Source organism: Achromobacter xylosoxidans, from assembly GCF_002192695.1.
Lineage (GTDB): Bacteria > Pseudomonadota > Gammaproteobacteria > Burkholderiales > Burkholderiaceae_B > Achromobacter > Achromobacter xylosoxidans_C.
In genome coordinates, this window is record NZ_MTLG01000093.1 from 1 (window position 1) to 16,324 (window position 16,324).

Below are 16,324 nucleotides of genomic sequence, written 5' to 3' on the forward strand. Positions count from 1 at the left end.
ATGTCGATATTTCCTATTGAAACGAAATGACGGCTTCAGTACTCTGTATCCCTATAAGCAAAGGGCATGCCAAGTAGCTTTCGGACGGCCCTGCACAGTGGAGACGAAAAAAATGCACCCGTTACCCTGTCGGAACGGTAACTACCAGCGGCCTAGGGCGAGCTCGACGTTACCTTCCGGTAACCGTCGCCGCTTTCTCGCTGCCGGCGCTGCATCAATCGCAATGTGTGCAATGCCGCAACGGGCGACAGCCGCCCCTCCACTCAAATTGGGTACCACTGCCGTCTTTCTGGACGATCAGCTCCAGTTGTTGGACGTTTGGCGATCCGACCTGCAAACCGTGCTGAAGCAAGAGGTGCGATTCGTTCAGAGGCGCAGCTACGGCGAGATCGTGGATCTTCTTTTGCGCGGCCAAATCGACGCGGCTTGGATCTGCGGCTACCCCTATGTCCTGAACGCCGATCGGCTCAGGTTGTTAGCAGTGCCGCAGTACCGGGGAAGGCCGCTGTATCAGTCGTACTTGATCGTGCCGCAGAAGGATCGCGAAACGTCGGAGATTGGGGACCTGCATGGACGGGTCTTTGCCTACAGTGATCCACTGTCGAACTCTGGTTTCCTGGTGCCGCGCACAGAGCTGCTGACCGAGCATCAAGATCCGCTCACTTTCTTCCGCAAAGCTTTTTTCACGTTTGCGCATAGCAAAGTCGTAGAGGCGGTTGCCGCCGGCCTGGCCAATGGCGGGGCGGTTGATGGATACATCTGGGACAGCCTTGCATCACAATACCCAGCACGGTCTGCCGGCGCGCGTGTCGCCTGGAAATCACCGGAGTACGGCTTTCCGCCTATCGTCGTGAGCGACCAAATTGCGTCCACCACGGCCACAGCATTGCGCGACGCGCTGCTTCACATGCATGAGCGGCCAGGAGGGCGTCTCATTTTGCAGCGCCTCTGCCTAGACCGCTTTGTTGGGGGCACCGATGACATGTACGACGACATCCGCAGTTTGGTTCGCATATCCGCGGGCGAGAATCTGGCGCAGGACTCGACATGAGTTTTGGCCGCTGGAATTTCTGGTCCAAAGTTAGTTACCGCTACAAGGTGCCGCTGGCCTTGGCCGCCGCGATCGTTGTGACGGAACTCGTCGTGACTGTGACGTTGGTGCGCACCGCGTATGTCGGCATGCTTCGAGACACACGCCAAAGCGCGAAGACCCTGACACAAGTGTTGTCCCTGTCGGTGCGAGAACCTTTGGTGCGTGATGACCTTTGGCGTGTCTATGAGGCGCTTCGTATTCCGCTCGCCGCAGGAGATGGCGCGCCGGGATTGCGGTCGATCCTAGTGCTAGATCCCAACTTGCGTGTCTACGCCTCGTCCGATCCGCAGCAGTTTCCGGTACTTACGCCGAGTGCTGCGCTGCCAACAGAACTGCGAGCGGCCGCCGAGGCCCTGCGCGGCGATCAGCGCGCTTTTGTCTTCACTTCGCCGGATAGTTTAGATGCGTCATTGGCAGTCGCCGGCGCTGCCGTTATGTCTGAGGACGATGGCCTGGCTGGGTATGTGCTCGCTGCCTATGACGCGGGTACGTGGCGACAACGGCTATATGACTTGGTCGCCCGGGTGCTACTTGTCAGCATTCCTGGACTGCTGTTGCTACTAACTCTCGGGTGGCTCTGGGGAAACAGGATTGCCCAACCACTCCTCTCTTTGGCCAGGGCCACCCAGCGCGTCGGTCGCGAACCTGCCGCCAATATCGAGCACTCGCGACACAAGGACGGCAGCGACGAGATCGCGGCGTTGAGCAAGAGCTTCTCGACCATGCTCAAGCAATTGGAACGACAGGAAGCTCTAGAGCGGGAAATTATTGCTGCGGAGCGGCTGGCTGCCGTGGGACGCGTCGCTGCGGGGGTCGCGCATGAGATCAACAATCCATTGGGTGGCATGCTAAATGCGCTGGACACCATAGAAAAGCACGGTTCCTATGATGAGTTGACGGGGAAGACGCTCGGGCTCACGCGTAGGGGCCTGATGCAGATTCGGCGCACTGTGGGCGCGCTGCTCGTGGAAGCCCGTCTGGACTCGCCGTTGATGCACGCTAGCGACTGGCAAGATCTCCGAGTGCTTATCGAGCCCGAATTATCCGAGAAGGGCGCCACTTTGCTGTGGGATGTCTCGGCGCAGCAAGAGTTGCCACTACCTTCACATCTAGTGCGACAACTGACCTTGAACCTGCTCATCAATGCGAAAAATGCGGTTGATCTGGGCGGGACGGTCAGCTGCACAGTAACCGGAATCCAAGATCAGCTAACGGTAGAAGTCGCCAATTCTGGACAACACATTCCGGACGACGCGCTTCCACACCTGTTTGAGCCATATCGAGTGGATGCGCAGAAGGGCAGCAGGGCTCGTGGCTTAGGGCTATGGGTCACATACCAGATCGTCACGCAATTGGAAGGCACCATCGAGGTGGTCAGTGAGGAGGGCTATACCGCCTTCACGGTGACACTGCCATGCGCCACACCTATACAAAAAGAGCATCAGGAGACACCGACGTGATACAGCCATACGTATGTCTAATTGAGGACGACGCCATCATGGGCGAGTCCATTGTGGAACGATTCCGCCTTGAGGGGATTAGGACCGATTGGTTCTCGAAGGCAAATGATGCGAAGACAGCCATTCAAACCAATTCCTACGGGGCAGTGATCAGCGACATTCGCCTGCCGGACTTGGACGGGGATGAGCTCTATCGGCAATTGGTCGCGCAAGGCTGTACCTTGCCGCCATTCATCCTGATGACCGCCTATGCCACCGTCGAAAAGGCTGTGGACTTGCTAAAACTTGGCATAAAGGACTATGTCACCAAACCGTTTGAGATCGCGAGTCTGATCCAAACCGTGCAAGATGTCTTGCCAATGGACGTCTCTCCTGATTGCCAGACCGAACTCGGCGTGTCTCAAGCGGCCAAGAACCTGCACCGTCTTGTGCCCCGCGTTGCAGGACGGGCTTCGGCAGTACTGTTGATCGGCGAATCAGGTGTGGGCAAAGAGGTCCTGGCGCGATTGATCCATAGTCAAGCTCGACGCGAGATTGCCACACGGCCGTTCGTCGCGGTGAACTGTGGCGCCATCGCGCCAACGATTGCGGAAGCTGAGTTTTTTGGCTATGAAAAGGGGGCATACACCGGCGCTGATAAGGTCCGGAAAGGCTACCTAGAACAAGCCGATGGTGGGACATTGTTCTTGGATGAAGTAGGGGAGTTATCGCCGGCCCTCCAAGCAGCTCTATTACGAGCAATACAAGAAAAACGCATACGTCGGCTCGGCGCCGAACACGACACCCACACCAAGTTCGACCTGATCTGCGCGACCAACCGGAACCTTTCGGAGATGGTAGCCGCAAAGTCGTTCAGGGAAGACCTTTACTACCGAATCAACACGGTGACCCTTGAAGTCAAGCCATTGCGCGAACGGCCTGAAGACGTCCTATGGTTGGCCAAGCGATTCGCCGCAAGCATCGCTGAGCGGCTAGGAGAACCTGCGAAGACGCTTCACCCGCTGTCTTTGATCAGGCTCCAAACGTATCCGTGGCCAGGCAATATCCGCGAACTACACAACAGAATTGAGCGCGCCTGCCTGGTTAGCCAATCCAACATGCTGATGCCAGGAGAGATTTTTCCCGAGGAGCCTGACGGTACTCACTATACGGACGAGTTGCCCACGCAAGAAGAAGCAACACTCACTGCCTATCAGCAGGTCTGTGAGCGGCTTTACATCGAAGAGGTTCTACGACGACATGGGGGCCGGATCCAGGAAACGGCAGACGTCCTGAGCATCTCTCGAAAGAACCTTTGGCAGAAGATGAAACGCTACGGTATCGACTCCAAAAATGCAGGTGACTAGCTCAACGAGATGCGAGGCTTCACGGTGTGGATGGACGGACGCATCTGTAGCCCAAGGACTGCCCAACACCTGAGAAAGCTTGACGTACAGCAAGAATTCCAATAACGTTGGCACTACCAACTAAATGGAATTTGTCCATGGATCAGAGTACTAGACGCCCTCTACCGCAGGACGCAGAGGCGCTGTACGAAGCTGTGAACCAGCTTATTAGGGTGCATCAGTTCCGCGATCGTGATCGCATTTGCTGCTATGACGTTTCGGTAGCGCAGTGCTACGCCCTGGAAACGCTGGTCAAGCAAGGCCCCCTCAGGCTACAAACGCTCGCGCAGGAAATGTTCTTGGACAAGAGCACGGCCAGCCGAATTGTTGATTCGCTCGAGCGGAAGGGCTACGTCAGCCGGGTGGAGGATGTCTCCGATCGCCGAGCGGTGCAACTCGAGCCGACCGCCGCGGGACACCAGCTATATCAGACCATTCGCGCGGATTTAGTGGCCGAGGAATTTGCGATGATCGAGAACATGCAGCCTGAGGTACTGGATGCGTCCTTGACGCTGCTGCGGCAACTGACGCGCGCAGCGCAAGCGCGCTGCGGTGTCGCCTCCACATGTGCTGCCGATCCGCAACCGTAGGCAATTACGGTTTTTTTTGTCCATTTAGTTGTCAGTACCAATTAATTGCGGACCAAGTCCGTGTCTCAACCACGTAAAAAGAGGTGCTTGGAATGAACAAGAATGATCTTCCTATCGCAATCATTGGCGCCGGGCCGGTGGGACTAAGCGCGGCCGCCCATGTGCTAGACAGAGGCATGACGCCGATCATTTTCGAAGCGGGCGAGGCCGCAGGTGCCAATTTGTACAAATGGGGGCATGTCAGAATGTTCTCCCCATGGGGCTTCAACATCGATAAGAAAGCCGGCGAATTGCTCGAACGTGCGGGATGGATCGCGCCGCCAAGTGACGCTTATCCCACCGGGCACGAGCTTCTAACGCAGTATCTGCAACCGTTGGCCGATCTAGAACCGATCAAGAGCCGCCTCCACACCAAGAGCCGCGTGATTGCCGTGAGCCGCGCTGCGCACGACGTCATGAAGAACAGGGATCGTGCAGCCGCACCATTCCTGCTGCGTGTCCGCCGACCAGCAGGTGAGCATGATGTCTTGGCTAGGGCAGTTATCGATGCCTCGGGCACATACACCACGCCGAACTGGATGGGGGCCCATGGAATCCCGGCCCTAGGAGAGAAGGAATTCAAGGCACAGATTGCCTACGGTATTCCCAACGTTCTAGGCGACGCGCGGCAGCGCTATGCGAATCGGCGAGTCTTGGTCGTTGGAGGAGGGCATTCCGCATTCAATGCGCTTCAAGACTTGGTGAAACTCAAGTCCAGCGCCCCACGAACTCAGGTGTATTGGGCTGTCCGCAGTGCCACTCTCGACCGCATCTTTGGTGGCGGTGAGAATGACCAGCTTGAGGGGCGCGGCAAATTGGGCCTGGTGATCAGGCAGTTAATGGAAGAGCGCCGCATAGAGGTTTTCACGAACGTTAACGTTGACCGCGTCAGTGCCTCGAACGAAGGCCTGCTGGTACACACCGGCGCCACGACGCTTCCAGCTGTTGATGAAATTGTCGTGGCAACGGGATTTCGTCCCGACCTTCGATTGATGGCGGAGCTTCGTCTCGAGCTCGACCCCGCGACGGAAAGCCCCGTTCGCCTCGCTCCCATGATTGATCCCAACGTGCATAGTTGCGGCACGGTGAGACCCCATGGCGCCGCCGAGCTCGCGCACCCGGACGAGGGCGTTTTTGTGGTTGGCATGAAGAGCTACGGACGTGCGCCAACATTCCTCATGCTTACCGGCTACGAACAAGTCCGGTCTGTTGTCGCATGGATAGCCGGCGACCGGGAGGCGGCAGAACGCGTAGAGCTTGTGCTTCCTGAGACAGGTGTATGCAGCACCCAGTTTGATCGGACGAGCGTCCAGAAAAGCTGTTGCAACTAATGCAGCCGCACTCTTGCTGACCAGGTCGGTCCCCAGGGCGCAATTTGTCTTGGGGACCGCCTTATTCGTAATGGGATGGCCCAACCGGCGCGAATCCAATATCAGGGCAGAATCAACACAGCTACATCTGCGCGCGTGAGGAGGGCTTTCCAGGGCAGTCCTAGCACGGCATTTCTGATGCCGCCCGAGTGCGATTTCCCTGCAACGATTAGATCGGCATCGATTGCACGGCCATAGCCTAAAAGCACCTCGATTGGGTCGCCCGCGAGAACCTCTAAGCGCGGATCCAGCGCCCGCTGCCGTGCCAAAGACATGATCACGCCCCATTCATCGGCAATCTGTCTTCGCACGCCTTCCACAAACTCATCTTCCGATGCACACAAGAGCTCATCCAGCTTCGGCCGCAGGGCGAGAAAGGTCAGCGCCGAATGGTTGGCCGCAGCCAAATCCAACAGCCCAAGCAACGAGGAATGGCTCAGATGCGCCGGATCGAAATCCACCAATATGCGTGTAAACATGGCGTGCGTCCTGAAGCCCAGGCTGCACCCTTGGCCTCGGTAGTCAGACTCGCCACTCAACCAAGGCTAAATGTTCGCCAATGGACTTCCGCTATACCAATCGAATTGTTCGATATGTCCAGGTATATGGAATTAATTGCCATCCGTCAAGGCCAAGACGTATTCGACCGCCGAGTCGGCAGAGGAAAGCCGCTACTGGGTTTGATCCTCATGTACCATCGCTTCGCGGCCCAGGCGCGCGATCTCTTCCGCCATGCCTTTGCGTTCGCTATATCGGTCCGTAAGATAGTCGCTTCGATCTCGCACCAACAAGGTGAACTTATAGAGCTCTTCCATGACGTCGACCACCCGGTCGTAGTACGGCGATGGCCTCATGCGGCCGGCTTCATCAAACTCCTGGAAGGCTTTGGCCACCGACGACTGATTCGGGATGGTCACCATCCGCATCCACCGCCCCAGCACGCGTAGCGCGTTCACGGCGTTGAAAGACTGGGAACCACCCGATACCTGCATCACTGCTAGGGTGCGGCCTTGTGTGGGACGTACGCTACCGGTTTCCAATGGCAGCCAATCGATCTGGCTCTTGAATACCCCCGTAATCGTGCCGTGCCGCTCGGGACTACACCAAACCTGGCCCTCAGACCACAGCGACAGTGCTCTGAGCTCGGCCACCTTGGGATGGTCCGCGGGAACGCTGTCTGGCAAAGGCAAACCACGCGGATCGAAGATCCGTGTCTCCGCACCAAGTCGTGTCAAGATTCGGGCGGCTTCTTCGGTCAGAAGGCGGCTGTATGAGCGTTCGCGCAAGGAACCGTACAACAGCAGGATACGGGGCGGATGCGTCGTGCCTACAGCCAGCGACAGCTTGTCGTGGGTGGGCAAGTCCAGCAATGTTTCGTCCATGCTGGGGAAGTTGAGATCGGAAGGGGAAGAATACGTCGTCATTGCAAAACACTCACTCGGGCAAAAATTGTAATTTCGGGCGGCTGAGCCACGCTGCCAGCCAGAAGCTGGCCGCCAGTAGGACAGCCACTACAAGGATGGCGACTAGGACGCCATCGTAGGAAGAGCCAACCGCCCAGAGCGCTGCAGCGCCCACGGGCGCCGCAGCGCGCGCGAATGTCATTGGTACAGTCAAGAGTCCGTTGATAGCGCCATAGGCATCTCGGCTCAGCATTTCCGGCACGACCATGCCTCGCACGATCGTGAATATGCCGTTGGCGCCTCCGTAGACCACGCAAATGGTCGCCACCACAAAGAAATCCGCATGTAGGTAGGCGAGGGCGCCAAAGGCCATCGGGAAAACGGACACCACGGCCGCGCCCACTGCTCGCATTGAGGCGCGCGCCGCAAATAGGCTCACCACGATCCGGCCCGCCACTTGGGCCGGTCCAATCAACGCGATCGCCTGAACCACAGAGCCGGTGTCGATGCCACGCTCACGTAACAGGGGGTACATGTGGAACGTGAAGGCAGAGAACATTGCCGCGTATGCCGTTAGCGACAGCAGCAGGGCCCAAAAGACGGGCCGTCGCAGCGCTTCCCGAACGGCCAGGCGATTTCTAGCGCGCTGCTCAACAGGATTAGCAGTACCGACAGGCCTGGCATCTCGACCTGGCTGGATGAACAACAGGTAGGCCCCCGTGCAGATGATGGCGTTAACCGCCGCAAGTACCATCAGCGCCTCGCGCCAGCCCCATAGACTTAATAGCCATTGCACTAGCGGAATGAAGACCGTGCTTGCAAACCCACCCCATAGTGTCAGCGCGGTGATGCCTGCCCGGGAATGGCTGGGACCAACGCGACGTGCGACTATGGCGAATGCCGGCTCATAAAGGGTCGCTGCCTGCAGCGCACCTATTCCTGCCACCAGCACATAGAAAGCCGCTAGGGACGTCACTTGAGACCAAAGCATCAACAATGCGCCCGCGAGCAGCGACGAAAACCCCATCACCCAACGGCCGTACCCACGGTCGACCGCAACGCCGACTGGATATGCCGCCAGCGCTGCGAGGACTAGCCCTAGCGTGGCAGCACCATAAAGGTCAGGCTTGGTCCAGCCGAGCTCCTGGCCCATCGCCTCGGCAATCAACGGAAAGCTGTAATAGAGCGATCCCCAGGAGCAGATCTGCCCAATGCCTAACGCGGTGATCAATCCGTGCGCTTTCTCGGCGGGAGCGGCGGCTGTGGCGACTGTCGAAGCGACTGGCATGGCTCAGCGCACGCGCTTTCCGCTATCGTCGATGACGACTTCACCATCCTCTTTGGTGAACGGGCCGCGCTGAGGGGCTTCCAGAATGTCCAGCACTACCTCGGACGGTCGGCAGAGGCGCACACCCGCGGGAGTCAAGACAAACGGGCGATTGATCAAGATCGGGTGTGCCAGCATGGCGTCAATTAACTGATCATCGCTCAGGGATTCGTTGTCCAATCCCAGCTCCAGGTACGGCGTACCCTTCTGCCGAATCGCTTCCCGTACGGTCAGGCCGGCCCGAGCAATAAGATCGACCAGCATCGCGCGATCGGGCGGCGCCTGCAGATACTCAATGACTTGCGGCTCAATCCCCGCGTTGCGAATCAGCGCAAGCGTGTTTCGGGAGGTGCCACATTGGGGGTTGTGGAAGATAGTGACAGTGTTCATATGCATGATTAAGCGGTGAGAGAAGATGCGTTTTCGACGAATGCAGCCACTTCGGCCGCGGTAGATTTGGCGGTGCGCATGATGCCGATGAGCGTGGCGGAGGCAAATCCGGTCCATTCGCCGTAACCAACGAGCCATAAGCCCGGGACCTTTACGGATTGGGTGCCGGAGACCTGAACCTTGCCGTCAGCCTCTACAACGCCCAACGTGACCAGATGACCTAACGCAGGCCGAAAACCGGTGCACCACACGACGGCATCCACCGACGACTCTGTTCCGTCCGGCCAGACGACGCCATTGCGGGTAAAGCGGGAGAAAGGGCGCACGGAATGAAGTACCCCACGGTCGCGAGCCGCGCGTACTGGCGGCACCATGACGACATCGCCGAATCCGCCGGGCAAATCTTCGGGCGGTCTGCCCAACTGGATCGCCTGCCAACGTGCCGTCGCTCTTTCAAAAAGCACCCGTCCATCAACGTCGTCCGGCAGAAACAACGGCTCGGCAGGCGTGACCCAGGTGGTCTGGGCAACTTCGGAAAGCTCGGCGAGAATCTGCGCTCCAGAATTGCCCCCCCCGACAACCAGCACGCGCTTGCCGGCATATGGCGCAGGCGAACGATAGTGCGCAGAATGCACCTGCTCTCCCTGGAAGATGTCATGGCCTTCATACGAAGGGATGAATGGCGCGCTCCACGTGCCTGTGGCGCTGACCACGGCCGTCGCTCGCCAATCGCCCTGGTTCGTCTTGATGACGAATCCGAAATCCGCCTGCTGTAGGGCCTCGACGATAACGGGCCGCTCAACACGGAAACCGTAGCGCTCTTCGTACTGTGAGAGATAGTCGACAACCTGATCGCGTGTGGGATAGCCCTGCGTCGGTGGCATTGGCCAGCCGGGAAGCGAGCTCCACTGCGCGGGCGAAAATAGGTGCAGCGAGTCCCACCCGTGACGCCAAGCAGCGCCCGGTCCGGTCTCGGCATCGAAAAGCACAACTTTCAACGCTGTGCGTTTGAGGAAATAAGCTAGAGCCAACGCGCTTTGGCCAGCCCCCACGATGACGACATCTGCCCAGCGGTCCTGAGAGGAAACGTCCATTAGGCGTCCTCGGTGGCGTCTGAGATGGGTGGCGCCGACACGCCGCTGCAGCATTCCGCAGTAAGGTAATTCACCAACTCGTCCATCAATTCGATGTTTGCGCGGTAGCGCATGAAGCGGCCTTCCTGCTCAACGGTGAGCAGTTGCGCCTGTGTCAGGGCCTTAAGATGAAATGAAAGGTTGGTAGGCGGAATGCCCAGCTCTATAGCGATCTGGCCGGCAACGCACCCATGCGGGGCCGCTCGGACGAGCAGGCGAAAAATGTCCAGCCGTACGCCTGAGGCTAGAGATTCAAAAATGGTGACAGCGGAGTCTTTGTTCATGCATCAATGCTACAACAATTGTTGAACTATTGAAATGGATTGTCCTCGCTGTCATCGAATTGTCATGTGACCAGCAGAATATGTCTGTAATTTACGACGGATGGAAGTGAGATGGAGCATATCAATTCCCCTGCAGCGCGCCCTCAGGCGGTTGTACGCGCGCTCGCCCCGGCAAGACCTTCTCAAACCACCACTCTTGATGCCGTCTTGACCCTGACAGCGCTCAGCCATTCGACACGATTAGGCATCTTCAGAATGTTGATTCGCCAGGAACCCCATGGCATGGATGCAGGGGAGATTGCGCTGGTGGTCGGAGGGCCGCGTAGCACTGTGTCTCAACACCTGGCGGGACTTGCAAGAGCCGGTCTGATCGTGGGGCATAGAACTGACGACTATGTTCGTTATAGGGCGCGGCTGAGTGGAATCTATGGCCTCTTGGAGTTCATCTTAGAGGAGTGCTGCGCAACAGATCCCTGTGGTTGCTTGCCGAATGATGCGGAGAGCTTTTGGAGCGTCGGCGAGCCGGCTCGATAACAAATGCCTGTCATAAGCCGTTAATACTTTTTATTCATTATGTCCATAGATCACGATATATCGAATAGTTGTGATGGCTGGGCTGATGAGGCCCTCAACGTACCTACACAAGAGAGAAAACGCATGTTTGCACTGGCCAAAAAATACGCGGCAGGATTGGGAATTTTCATCGCACTCGGCACGAGTGCAGCTCAGGCCGCGGATATCACAGGTGCGGGATCCACGTTCGTCTACCCAATCCTGTCGAAATGGTCCGACACTTACAACACCAAAACGGGCAACAAGATCAACTATCAATCGATCGGCTCAGGCGGAGGGATCGCTCAGATCAAGGCTGGAACCGTTGACTTCGGCGCCTCGGACAAGCCGTTGCCTCCCAAAGAGCTCGACGAGGCTGGATTGGGTCAATTTCCTGTTGTTATCGGCGGCGTAGTGCCCGTGATCAATATCGCCGGAGTCGAGCCGGGCAAGCTGCGATTCACGGGTCCACTGCTTGCCGATATCTACCTGGGAAAGATCCAAAAATGGAACGACAAGGCCATTGCTGACCTGAATCCGGAGGTTAAGCTCCCCGACGCAAAGATCACGGTGGTGCACCGTTCCGACGGCTCAGGAACTACCTTCAACTGGGTCAACTACCTATCCAAGATCAGCCCCGAGTGGCAAAGCAAAGTGGGGGAGGGCACCTCTGTGCAATGGCCGGTGGGCGTCGGGGGTAAGGGCAATGAAGGCGTCGCTGCGTATGTCAAACAAATCAAGAACTCCATTGGCTACGTCGAACTTGCGTATGCGCTGCAGAACAAGATGTCCTATGCCGCGGTGAAAAATTCGGAAGGCAATTTTGTCGCGCCCAGCGACAAGACATTCCAGTCGGCTGCCGCTCACGCCGACTGGAAGAATGCGCAGGACTTCCACCTAGTGATCACCAATGCACCCGGTGCTGACGCTTGGCCTATCTCGGCGACTGTGTTCGTCATGATGTACAAGCAGCCCAAAGATGCCGGTCGCACAGCGGCAACGCTCGAATTCTTCAAATGGGCGCTGGAAAATGGCCAGCATGAAGCCGAGGCGTTGGACTATGTCCCGCTGCCGAAGGAGCTTGTTGCTCAGATCGAAAGCTATTGGGCCGCACAAATCAAGCGCTAAACCGAGGTCGACGATCTCCACCAGGCGCCACACACCATCGGCGTAACGCGGCGGGATCGTCGACCAACTGGCCGCTTTAAAAGGCTGACGTAAATGTCGAACAATCCGGGACTTAATCCCGCGCTAACACTGCACACGGACGAGCTGCGATCTCGGCGAGACGCCGCATCGGACAGGGTGTTTCGCCGCACTGTTGCCGTTGCGGGCATCTTCGTACTTGTGTCGTTGAGCGGAGCCGCGCTTTCTATGCTTTGGGGGGGGAGACTCGCGTTCAGTACGTTTGGATTCGAGTTCCTCTGGTCAAGCGAATGGGATGCCGTCAATCACAAATTCGGCGCGTTGGTACCGATCTATGGAACATTGGTCACGGCTCTGATTGCCATGCTAATCGCCGTACCTGTGAGTTTTGGGGTCGCCTACTACCTCACAGAAGTGGCGCCGAAATGGCTGCGCCAACCTGTGGCCTCGGCGATTGAATTGCTGGCGGGCATTCCATCGATCATCTATGGCATGTGGGGGCTCTTCGTCTTCGTGCCGGTGATGGCCGAGTATGTGAATCCCTGGCTTGACGAGCACCTCGGAACACTGCCATTTGTCGGCGTGCTTTTTTCCGGCCCGCCGCTAGGCATGGGTATGCTGACCGCCGGCATTGTCCTGGCCATCATGGTCGTACCCTTCATCACGTCCGTGATGCGGGAGGTGTTCCTTACCGTACCTCGTCAATTGAAGGAATCCGCCTACGCCCTGGGTTCTACCACCTGGGAGGTTGTCTGGAACATCGTGTTGCCGCATACACGTTCGGCGGTCATTGGCGGAATATTCCTGGGTCTGGGAAGGGCGTTGGGCGAGACCATGGCGGTGACCTTTGTGCTCGGCAATGCGCATCGGCTGACTGCTTCGTTGCTGGAGCCAGGCAATTCAATCGCGGCGACCATAGCCAACGAATTCACTGAAGCCGACTCGGACATCTACCTGTCTTCATTGATCGCGCTGGGCTTCCTGCTGTTTATCGTGACCTTCATCGTCCTCGCTATCGCCAAACTGATGCTGAATCGGCTGAATCGGCAGGAGGGACGGGTATGACCCCACATGGTCTGCGACTGCAACGCGTGCGCGCCGCCCGAAATCTGGTGTCGGTAGCCCTCTCGATGGCCGCTACTCTCTTTGGATTGTTTTGGCTGATATGGATCCTTTGGACCACCGTCACCAAGGGGTTAGGCGCTCTGAAATGGGACCTTTTCATCAAGATGACGCCACCCCCAGGGGCCGACGGTGGGCTGGCCAACGCCTTGTTTGGAAGTTTGATCATGAGCGTGGTTGCCATTCTGCTGGGTACGCCTATAGGGATCGCTGCGGGCACATATCTGGCCGAATATGTGAATCGGCACAGAATCGGCGCAATGATTCGGTTTGTGAATGACATCCTCCTCTCGGCGCCTTCAATTGTGTTGGGGCTGTTTGTGTACGAACTGGTGGTACGGCAGACGGGACACTTTTCTGGATGGGCTGGCGCGATTGCATTGGCATTCATCGTGCTTCCCGTTGTGGTCCGCACCACCGATGAGATGCTGCAACTGGTTCCAAGCCAAATGCGCGAAGCTGCGCTCGCGCTAGGGGTGCCTCAGTGGAAGGTGACGATTCAAGTGTTGTTCCGGGCTGCGCTGCCAGGCATCACAACAGGCGTTTTGTTGGCCTTGGCACGCATCAGCGGCGAGACAGCCCCGTTGCTGTTCACAGCGTTGAACAATCAATATTGGAATGCGGACCTGAGCGCGCCAATGGCGAGTGTGCCTGCGGTCATCTTCCAATATGCGATGAGTCCATACGAAAGTTGGCACGCACTGGCCTGGGCGGGCGCATTCGTTGTCACGATGTTCGTACTAATTCTGAGCTTGCTATCGCGCGCAATTTTGTCACGCAACAAGGTGAATCATGACTGAATTTGCTCTTCCGTCCTCACTACTGGCAGCTACTGCGGCCGGAGCTATGGCTGCGCGCAGCGCACCCTTGGCGGATCCCGTTACCACACCGCAACCGAAAGTAGTGACGAGGGATCTATGCTTCTATTACAAGGGCGCGCAGGCGCTCAAGAACGTCAACATTGAACTTGCCGGCAATCGTGTGACCGCGCTTATCGGACCCTCTGGTTGCGGAAAGTCCACGCTCCTGCGCATCTTCAACCGGATCTATGCGATCTACCCCGGTTTAGAGGCCCGGGGAGAGGTCCTGCTGGACAATCAGAACATTCTCGATTCGCAGTACTCGATAAATCGTTTGCGCAGCAAGGTTGGAATGGTGTTTCAAAAGCCAGTCCCATTTCCGATGTCCATCTATGACAACGTCGCATACGCAATCAAGCACTATGAGCGTCTACCAAAAGCCGAGATGGATGCGCGGGTGGAAGCTGCATTGCGAAACGCGGCTCTCTGGGACGAGGTGAAGGACAAGCTGAACGAGAATGCGCTAGGTCTGTCCGGCGGTCAACAACAACGACTCTGCATTGCACGCGCAATTGCTCTGCGGCCGGAGGTATTGTTGCTCGACGAACCGACATCGGCGCTAGACCCCATCTCTACCGCAAAAATAGAACAGTTGATTGCCGAGTTGAAGAAGGACTACACCGTGCTGATTGTGACCCACAACATGCAGCAGGCGGCGCGGTGCTCCGACTACACAGGCTTCATGTGCGCAGGTGAGCTTGTGGAGATGAGCAGAACTGACGACCTGTTCACCAAGCCCAAGCGCGAACAGACCTCTGACTACATCACCGGACGATTTGGCTAGACATTGACTCTGAATGGCAAGGAATGGCTTTACAGATTTCGATCATTCCATTAAAGTCGAACTATGGAAATGAAAGACGCTGTTAAAGCCCTAGCTGCGATTGGTCATGAGTCGCGCCTGACCGTCTACCGCCTCTTGGTCCAGGCAGGCCCCGCGGGTTTGCCTGCGGGCCAACTCGCCGAAAAGACGGGGATTCCCCCATCGTCACTCTCCTTTCATTTGAAGGAGTTGGTGCACGCCGGCTTATTGGCCTCGCGGCAAGAGGGCAGATTCGTCATCTATGAAGCTAGATTCGAATCTATGGCTGAACTCCTTGCCTATCTGACAGACAACTGCTGCGGTGGCGAACCGTGCGCACCAACATCCATTGCTGTGTGCCCATCGCCTGCATCTGCTCGCGCTCGGCGCTCAAAAACCTCTCTTGAGGAGTCCACATCATGACTGACAAGGTCTACAACGTTTTATTCCTATGCACTGGCAATTCGGCGCGCAGCATCATGGCCGAAGCGCTGCTCAATTCGCTGGGGAAGGGCCGATTTCACGCATATAGCGCTGGCAGCCATCCCGGCGGCCAGGTAAACCCGTTCGCCATCGAGAAAGTTCAAGTCCTGAACTATCCGATAGAAAGTCTGCGCAGCAAGAGCTGGGATGAGTTTGCCAGCCCCGACGCACCGCAAATGGACTTCATCATCACCGTCTGCGATAACGCTGCGGGCGAGGTATGCCCAGTCTGGCCTGGTCAGCCGATCTCGGCCCATTGGGGGTTTGAGGATCCGGCGGCCGCGCTTGGGACCGATGACGAAAAGCGTCGAGTTTTTGAGAAGGTCTTCCGACAGATCTCTGCGCGGATAAATATTTTTGCGAACTTGCCTATTGCGGCGCTAGACAAGGCAGCTATTCACCGCGAACTGCAGCAAATAGGCGAGCATTCGGCTACAGCGTAACGCGCGGGACATGGCTCGTGGTCGACATCCACGAGCAAATTTTTTGAACGAACATTTCGAAAATTGTTGGATCATCAAAATGAAAACCATACGAATCTTCGATCCGGCGTTGTGCTGCAGCACTGGCGTCTGTGGCACCGACATTGATCAAGCGCTGGTCACGTGCGCGGCGGACATTGATTGGGCGAAGCGACAAGGTGCCCGTATTGAGCGCCTGAACTTGGCTCAGCAGCCCCTAGAGTTCGCCCAAAACCCTGTGGTGAGCGCATTTCTCGCCCGCGCGGGGGCAGACTCCCTTCCATTGACTCTGATCGACGATGAGATCGCGCTGGCCGGCAGATATCCGACGCGTAACGAACTCTCGCTTTGGGCAGGTATCAACGGTGAACCCAGCTCCAATGGGCAATCAGCATGCTGCAGTGGAAATAGAAGCTGCTAAGGG

Annotated in this window: 19 protein-coding genes; 13 read left to right on the forward strand and 6 right to left on the reverse strand. The window is 57.3% G+C overall.

All coding sequences use genetic code 11. The annotated features are described in order from the left end of the window. Positions 1-268: 268 nt before the first annotated feature. The 5 genes from BRO63_RS23470 to BRO63_RS23490 all read left to right on the forward strand — a co-directional run bounded on the left by BRO63_RS23470 (position 269) and on the right by BRO63_RS23490 (position 5,898). The gene (locus tag BRO63_RS23470; RefSeq protein WP_252978963.1) at positions 269-1,051 is read left to right on the forward strand and encodes a substrate-binding domain-containing protein; all 783 of its coding nucleotides are present in this window, start codon (positions 269-271) and stop codon (positions 1,049-1,051) included. Beyond that, positions 1,048-2,553, forward strand: a complete 1,506-nt coding sequence (locus BRO63_RS23475) for a sensor histidine kinase (RefSeq protein WP_088142116.1) — start codon at positions 1,048-1,050, stop codon at positions 2,551-2,553. Before BRO63_RS23470 ends, BRO63_RS23475 begins: the two co-directional genes overlap by 4 nt. Beyond that, positions 2,508-3,899, forward strand: coding sequence for a sigma-54-dependent transcriptional regulator (locus BRO63_RS23480; RefSeq protein WP_252978962.1), 1,392 nt, complete (start codon positions 2,508-2,510; stop codon positions 3,897-3,899). The genes BRO63_RS23475 and BRO63_RS23480 overlap by 46 nt, the downstream gene beginning before the upstream one ends. A 137-nt stretch (positions 3,900-4,036) precedes the next feature. Beyond that, positions 4,037-4,528, forward strand: a complete 492-nt coding sequence (locus BRO63_RS23485) for a MarR family winged helix-turn-helix transcriptional regulator (protein ID WP_088142118.1) — start codon at positions 4,037-4,039, stop codon at positions 4,526-4,528. 92 nt (positions 4,529-4,620) lie between these two features. Then, complete coding sequence (locus tag BRO63_RS23490) at positions 4,621-5,898, forward strand: NAD(P)-binding domain-containing protein (RefSeq protein ID WP_088142119.1); 1,278 nt, start codon at positions 4,621-4,623, stop codon at positions 5,896-5,898. A 101-nt stretch (positions 5,899-5,999) separates the two neighbouring features. Here BRO63_RS23490 and BRO63_RS23495 read toward each other — a convergent pair whose 3' ends face one another. From BRO63_RS23495 to BRO63_RS23520, 6 genes are all read right to left on the reverse strand, one after another. Continuing rightward, positions 6,000-6,416 (reverse strand): universal stress protein, encoded by a 417-nt coding sequence (locus tag BRO63_RS23495; RefSeq protein ID WP_088142149.1) that lies wholly within the window; start codon positions 6,414-6,416, stop codon positions 6,000-6,002. 192 nt (positions 6,417-6,608) lie between these two features. Next, positions 6,609-7,361, reverse strand: coding sequence for an arsenical resistance protein ArsH (arsH, locus tag BRO63_RS23500; RefSeq protein WP_088142120.1), 753 nt, complete (start codon positions 7,359-7,361; stop codon positions 6,609-6,611). A 10-nt stretch (positions 7,362-7,371) separates the two neighbouring features. Next, positions 7,372-8,628 (reverse strand): MFS transporter, encoded by a 1,257-nt coding sequence (locus tag BRO63_RS23505; RefSeq protein WP_088142121.1) that lies wholly within the window; start codon positions 8,626-8,628, stop codon positions 7,372-7,374. A 3-nt stretch (positions 8,629-8,631) separates the two neighbouring features. Further along, positions 8,632-9,057, reverse strand: coding sequence for an arsenate reductase (glutaredoxin) (gene arsC / locus BRO63_RS23510; RefSeq protein ID WP_088142150.1), 426 nt, complete (start codon positions 9,055-9,057; stop codon positions 8,632-8,634). Between the two features lie 8 nt (positions 9,058-9,065). Beyond that, complete coding sequence (locus BRO63_RS23515) at positions 9,066-10,151, reverse strand: ArsO family NAD(P)H-dependent flavin-containing monooxygenase (RefSeq protein ID WP_088142122.1); 1,086 nt, start codon at positions 10,149-10,151, stop codon at positions 9,066-9,068. After that, on the reverse strand, positions 10,151-10,474 hold the full coding sequence (locus tag BRO63_RS23520) for an ArsR/SmtB family transcription factor (protein WP_088142123.1): 324 nt from the start codon (positions 10,472-10,474) through the stop codon (positions 10,151-10,153). The genes BRO63_RS23515 and BRO63_RS23520 overlap by 1 nt, the downstream gene beginning before the upstream one ends. A gap of 111 nt (positions 10,475-10,585) precedes the next feature. Here BRO63_RS23520 and BRO63_RS34680 point away from each other — a divergent pair, with 111 nt between their 5' ends. The 8 genes from BRO63_RS34680 to arsD all read left to right on the forward strand — a co-directional run bounded on the left by BRO63_RS34680 (position 10,586) and on the right by arsD (position 16,321). Beyond that, positions 10,586-11,008 carry an ArsR/SmtB family transcription factor gene (locus BRO63_RS34680; RefSeq protein WP_088142124.1) on the forward strand — a complete coding sequence of 141 codons (423 nt, stop codon included), beginning with the start codon at positions 10,586-10,588 and terminating at the stop codon, positions 11,006-11,008. Between the two features lie 123 nt (positions 11,009-11,131). Beyond that, positions 11,132-12,154, forward strand: a complete 1,023-nt coding sequence (gene pstS / locus BRO63_RS23530) for a phosphate ABC transporter substrate-binding protein PstS (protein ID WP_088142125.1) — start codon at positions 11,132-11,134, stop codon at positions 12,152-12,154. 93 nt (positions 12,155-12,247) lie between these two features. Continuing rightward, the gene (gene pstC / locus BRO63_RS23535; protein ID WP_088142126.1) at positions 12,248-13,237 is read left to right on the forward strand and encodes a phosphate ABC transporter permease subunit PstC; all 990 of its coding nucleotides are present in this window, start codon (positions 12,248-12,250) and stop codon (positions 13,235-13,237) included. Continuing rightward, positions 13,234-14,094, forward strand: a complete 861-nt coding sequence (gene pstA, locus BRO63_RS23540) for a phosphate ABC transporter permease PstA (protein WP_088142127.1) — start codon at positions 13,234-13,236, stop codon at positions 14,092-14,094. Before pstC ends, pstA begins: the two co-directional genes overlap by 4 nt. After that, the gene (gene pstB, locus BRO63_RS23545) at positions 14,087-14,938 is read left to right on the forward strand and encodes a phosphate ABC transporter ATP-binding protein PstB (RefSeq protein ID WP_373557792.1); all 852 of its coding nucleotides are present in this window, start codon (positions 14,087-14,089) and stop codon (positions 14,936-14,938) included. Before pstA ends, pstB begins: the two co-directional genes overlap by 8 nt. Positions 14,939-15,001: 63 nt before the next feature. Beyond that, a complete protein-coding gene (locus tag BRO63_RS23550; protein WP_088142129.1) occupies positions 15,002-15,379 on the forward strand; it encodes an ArsR/SmtB family transcription factor in 378 nt (125 codons plus the stop codon). Then, positions 15,376-15,882 carry an arsenate reductase ArsC gene (locus BRO63_RS23555; protein ID WP_088142130.1) on the forward strand — a complete coding sequence of 169 codons (507 nt, stop codon included), beginning with the start codon at positions 15,376-15,378 and terminating at the stop codon, positions 15,880-15,882. Before BRO63_RS23550 ends, BRO63_RS23555 begins: the two co-directional genes overlap by 4 nt. Before the next feature lie 79 nt (positions 15,883-15,961). Then, positions 15,962-16,321, forward strand: coding sequence for an arsenite efflux transporter metallochaperone ArsD (arsD, locus tag BRO63_RS23560; protein ID WP_088142131.1), 360 nt, complete (start codon positions 15,962-15,964; stop codon positions 16,319-16,321). Positions 16,322-16,324 lie beyond the last annotated feature (3 nt).

What these genes read in the sequence shown, in the direction of transcription:
- BRO63_RS23475 (WP_088142116.1), top strand. Translation starts at nt 1,048, where the DNA reads ATGAGTTTTGGCCGCTGGAATTTCTGGTCCAAAGTTAGTTACCGCTAC.
- BRO63_RS23480 (WP_252978962.1), top strand. Translation starts at nt 2,508, where the DNA reads ATGCGCCACACCTATACAAAAAGAGCATCAGGAGACACCGACGTGATA.
- BRO63_RS23485 (WP_088142118.1), top strand. Translation starts at nt 4,037, where the DNA reads ATGGATCAGAGTACTAGACGCCCTCTACCGCAGGACGCAGAGGCGCTG.
- BRO63_RS23490 (WP_088142119.1), top strand. Translation starts at nt 4,621, where the DNA reads ATGAACAAGAATGATCTTCCTATCGCAATCATTGGCGCCGGGCCGGTG.
- BRO63_RS23495 (WP_088142149.1), bottom strand. Translation starts at nt 6,416, where the DNA reads ATGTTTACACGCATATTGGTGGATTTCGATCCGGCGCATCTGAGCCAT.
- arsH (WP_088142120.1), bottom strand. Translation starts at nt 7,361, where the DNA reads ATGACGACGTATTCTTCCCCTTCCGATCTCAACTTCCCCAGCATGGAC.
- BRO63_RS23505 (WP_088142121.1), bottom strand. Translation starts at nt 8,628, where the DNA reads ATGCCAGTCGCTTCGACAGTCGCCACAGCCGCCGCTCCCGCCGAGAAA.
- arsC (WP_088142150.1), bottom strand. Translation starts at nt 9,057, where the DNA reads ATGAACACTGTCACTATCTTCCACAACCCCCAATGTGGCACCTCCCGA.
- BRO63_RS23515 (WP_088142122.1), bottom strand. Translation starts at nt 10,151, where the DNA reads ATGGACGTTTCCTCTCAGGACCGCTGGGCAGATGTCGTCATCGTGGGG.
- BRO63_RS23520 (WP_088142123.1), bottom strand. Translation starts at nt 10,474, where the DNA reads ATGAACAAAGACTCCGCTGTCACCATTTTTGAATCTCTAGCCTCAGGC.
- BRO63_RS34680 (WP_088142124.1), top strand. Translation starts at nt 10,586, where the DNA reads ATGGAGCATATCAATTCCCCTGCAGCGCGCCCTCAGGCGGTTGTACGC.
- pstS (WP_088142125.1), top strand. Translation starts at nt 11,132, where the DNA reads ATGTTTGCACTGGCCAAAAAATACGCGGCAGGATTGGGAATTTTCATC.
- pstC (WP_088142126.1), top strand. Translation starts at nt 12,248, where the DNA reads ATGTCGAACAATCCGGGACTTAATCCCGCGCTAACACTGCACACGGAC.
- pstA (WP_088142127.1), top strand. Translation starts at nt 13,234, where the DNA reads ATGACCCCACATGGTCTGCGACTGCAACGCGTGCGCGCCGCCCGAAAT.
- pstB (WP_373557792.1), top strand. Translation starts at nt 14,087, where the DNA reads ATGACTGAATTTGCTCTTCCGTCCTCACTACTGGCAGCTACTGCGGCC.
- BRO63_RS23550 (WP_088142129.1), top strand. Translation starts at nt 15,002, where the DNA reads ATGGAAATGAAAGACGCTGTTAAAGCCCTAGCTGCGATTGGTCATGAG.
- BRO63_RS23555 (WP_088142130.1), top strand. Translation starts at nt 15,376, where the DNA reads ATGACTGACAAGGTCTACAACGTTTTATTCCTATGCACTGGCAATTCG.
- arsD (WP_088142131.1), top strand. Translation starts at nt 15,962, where the DNA reads ATGAAAACCATACGAATCTTCGATCCGGCGTTGTGCTGCAGCACTGGC.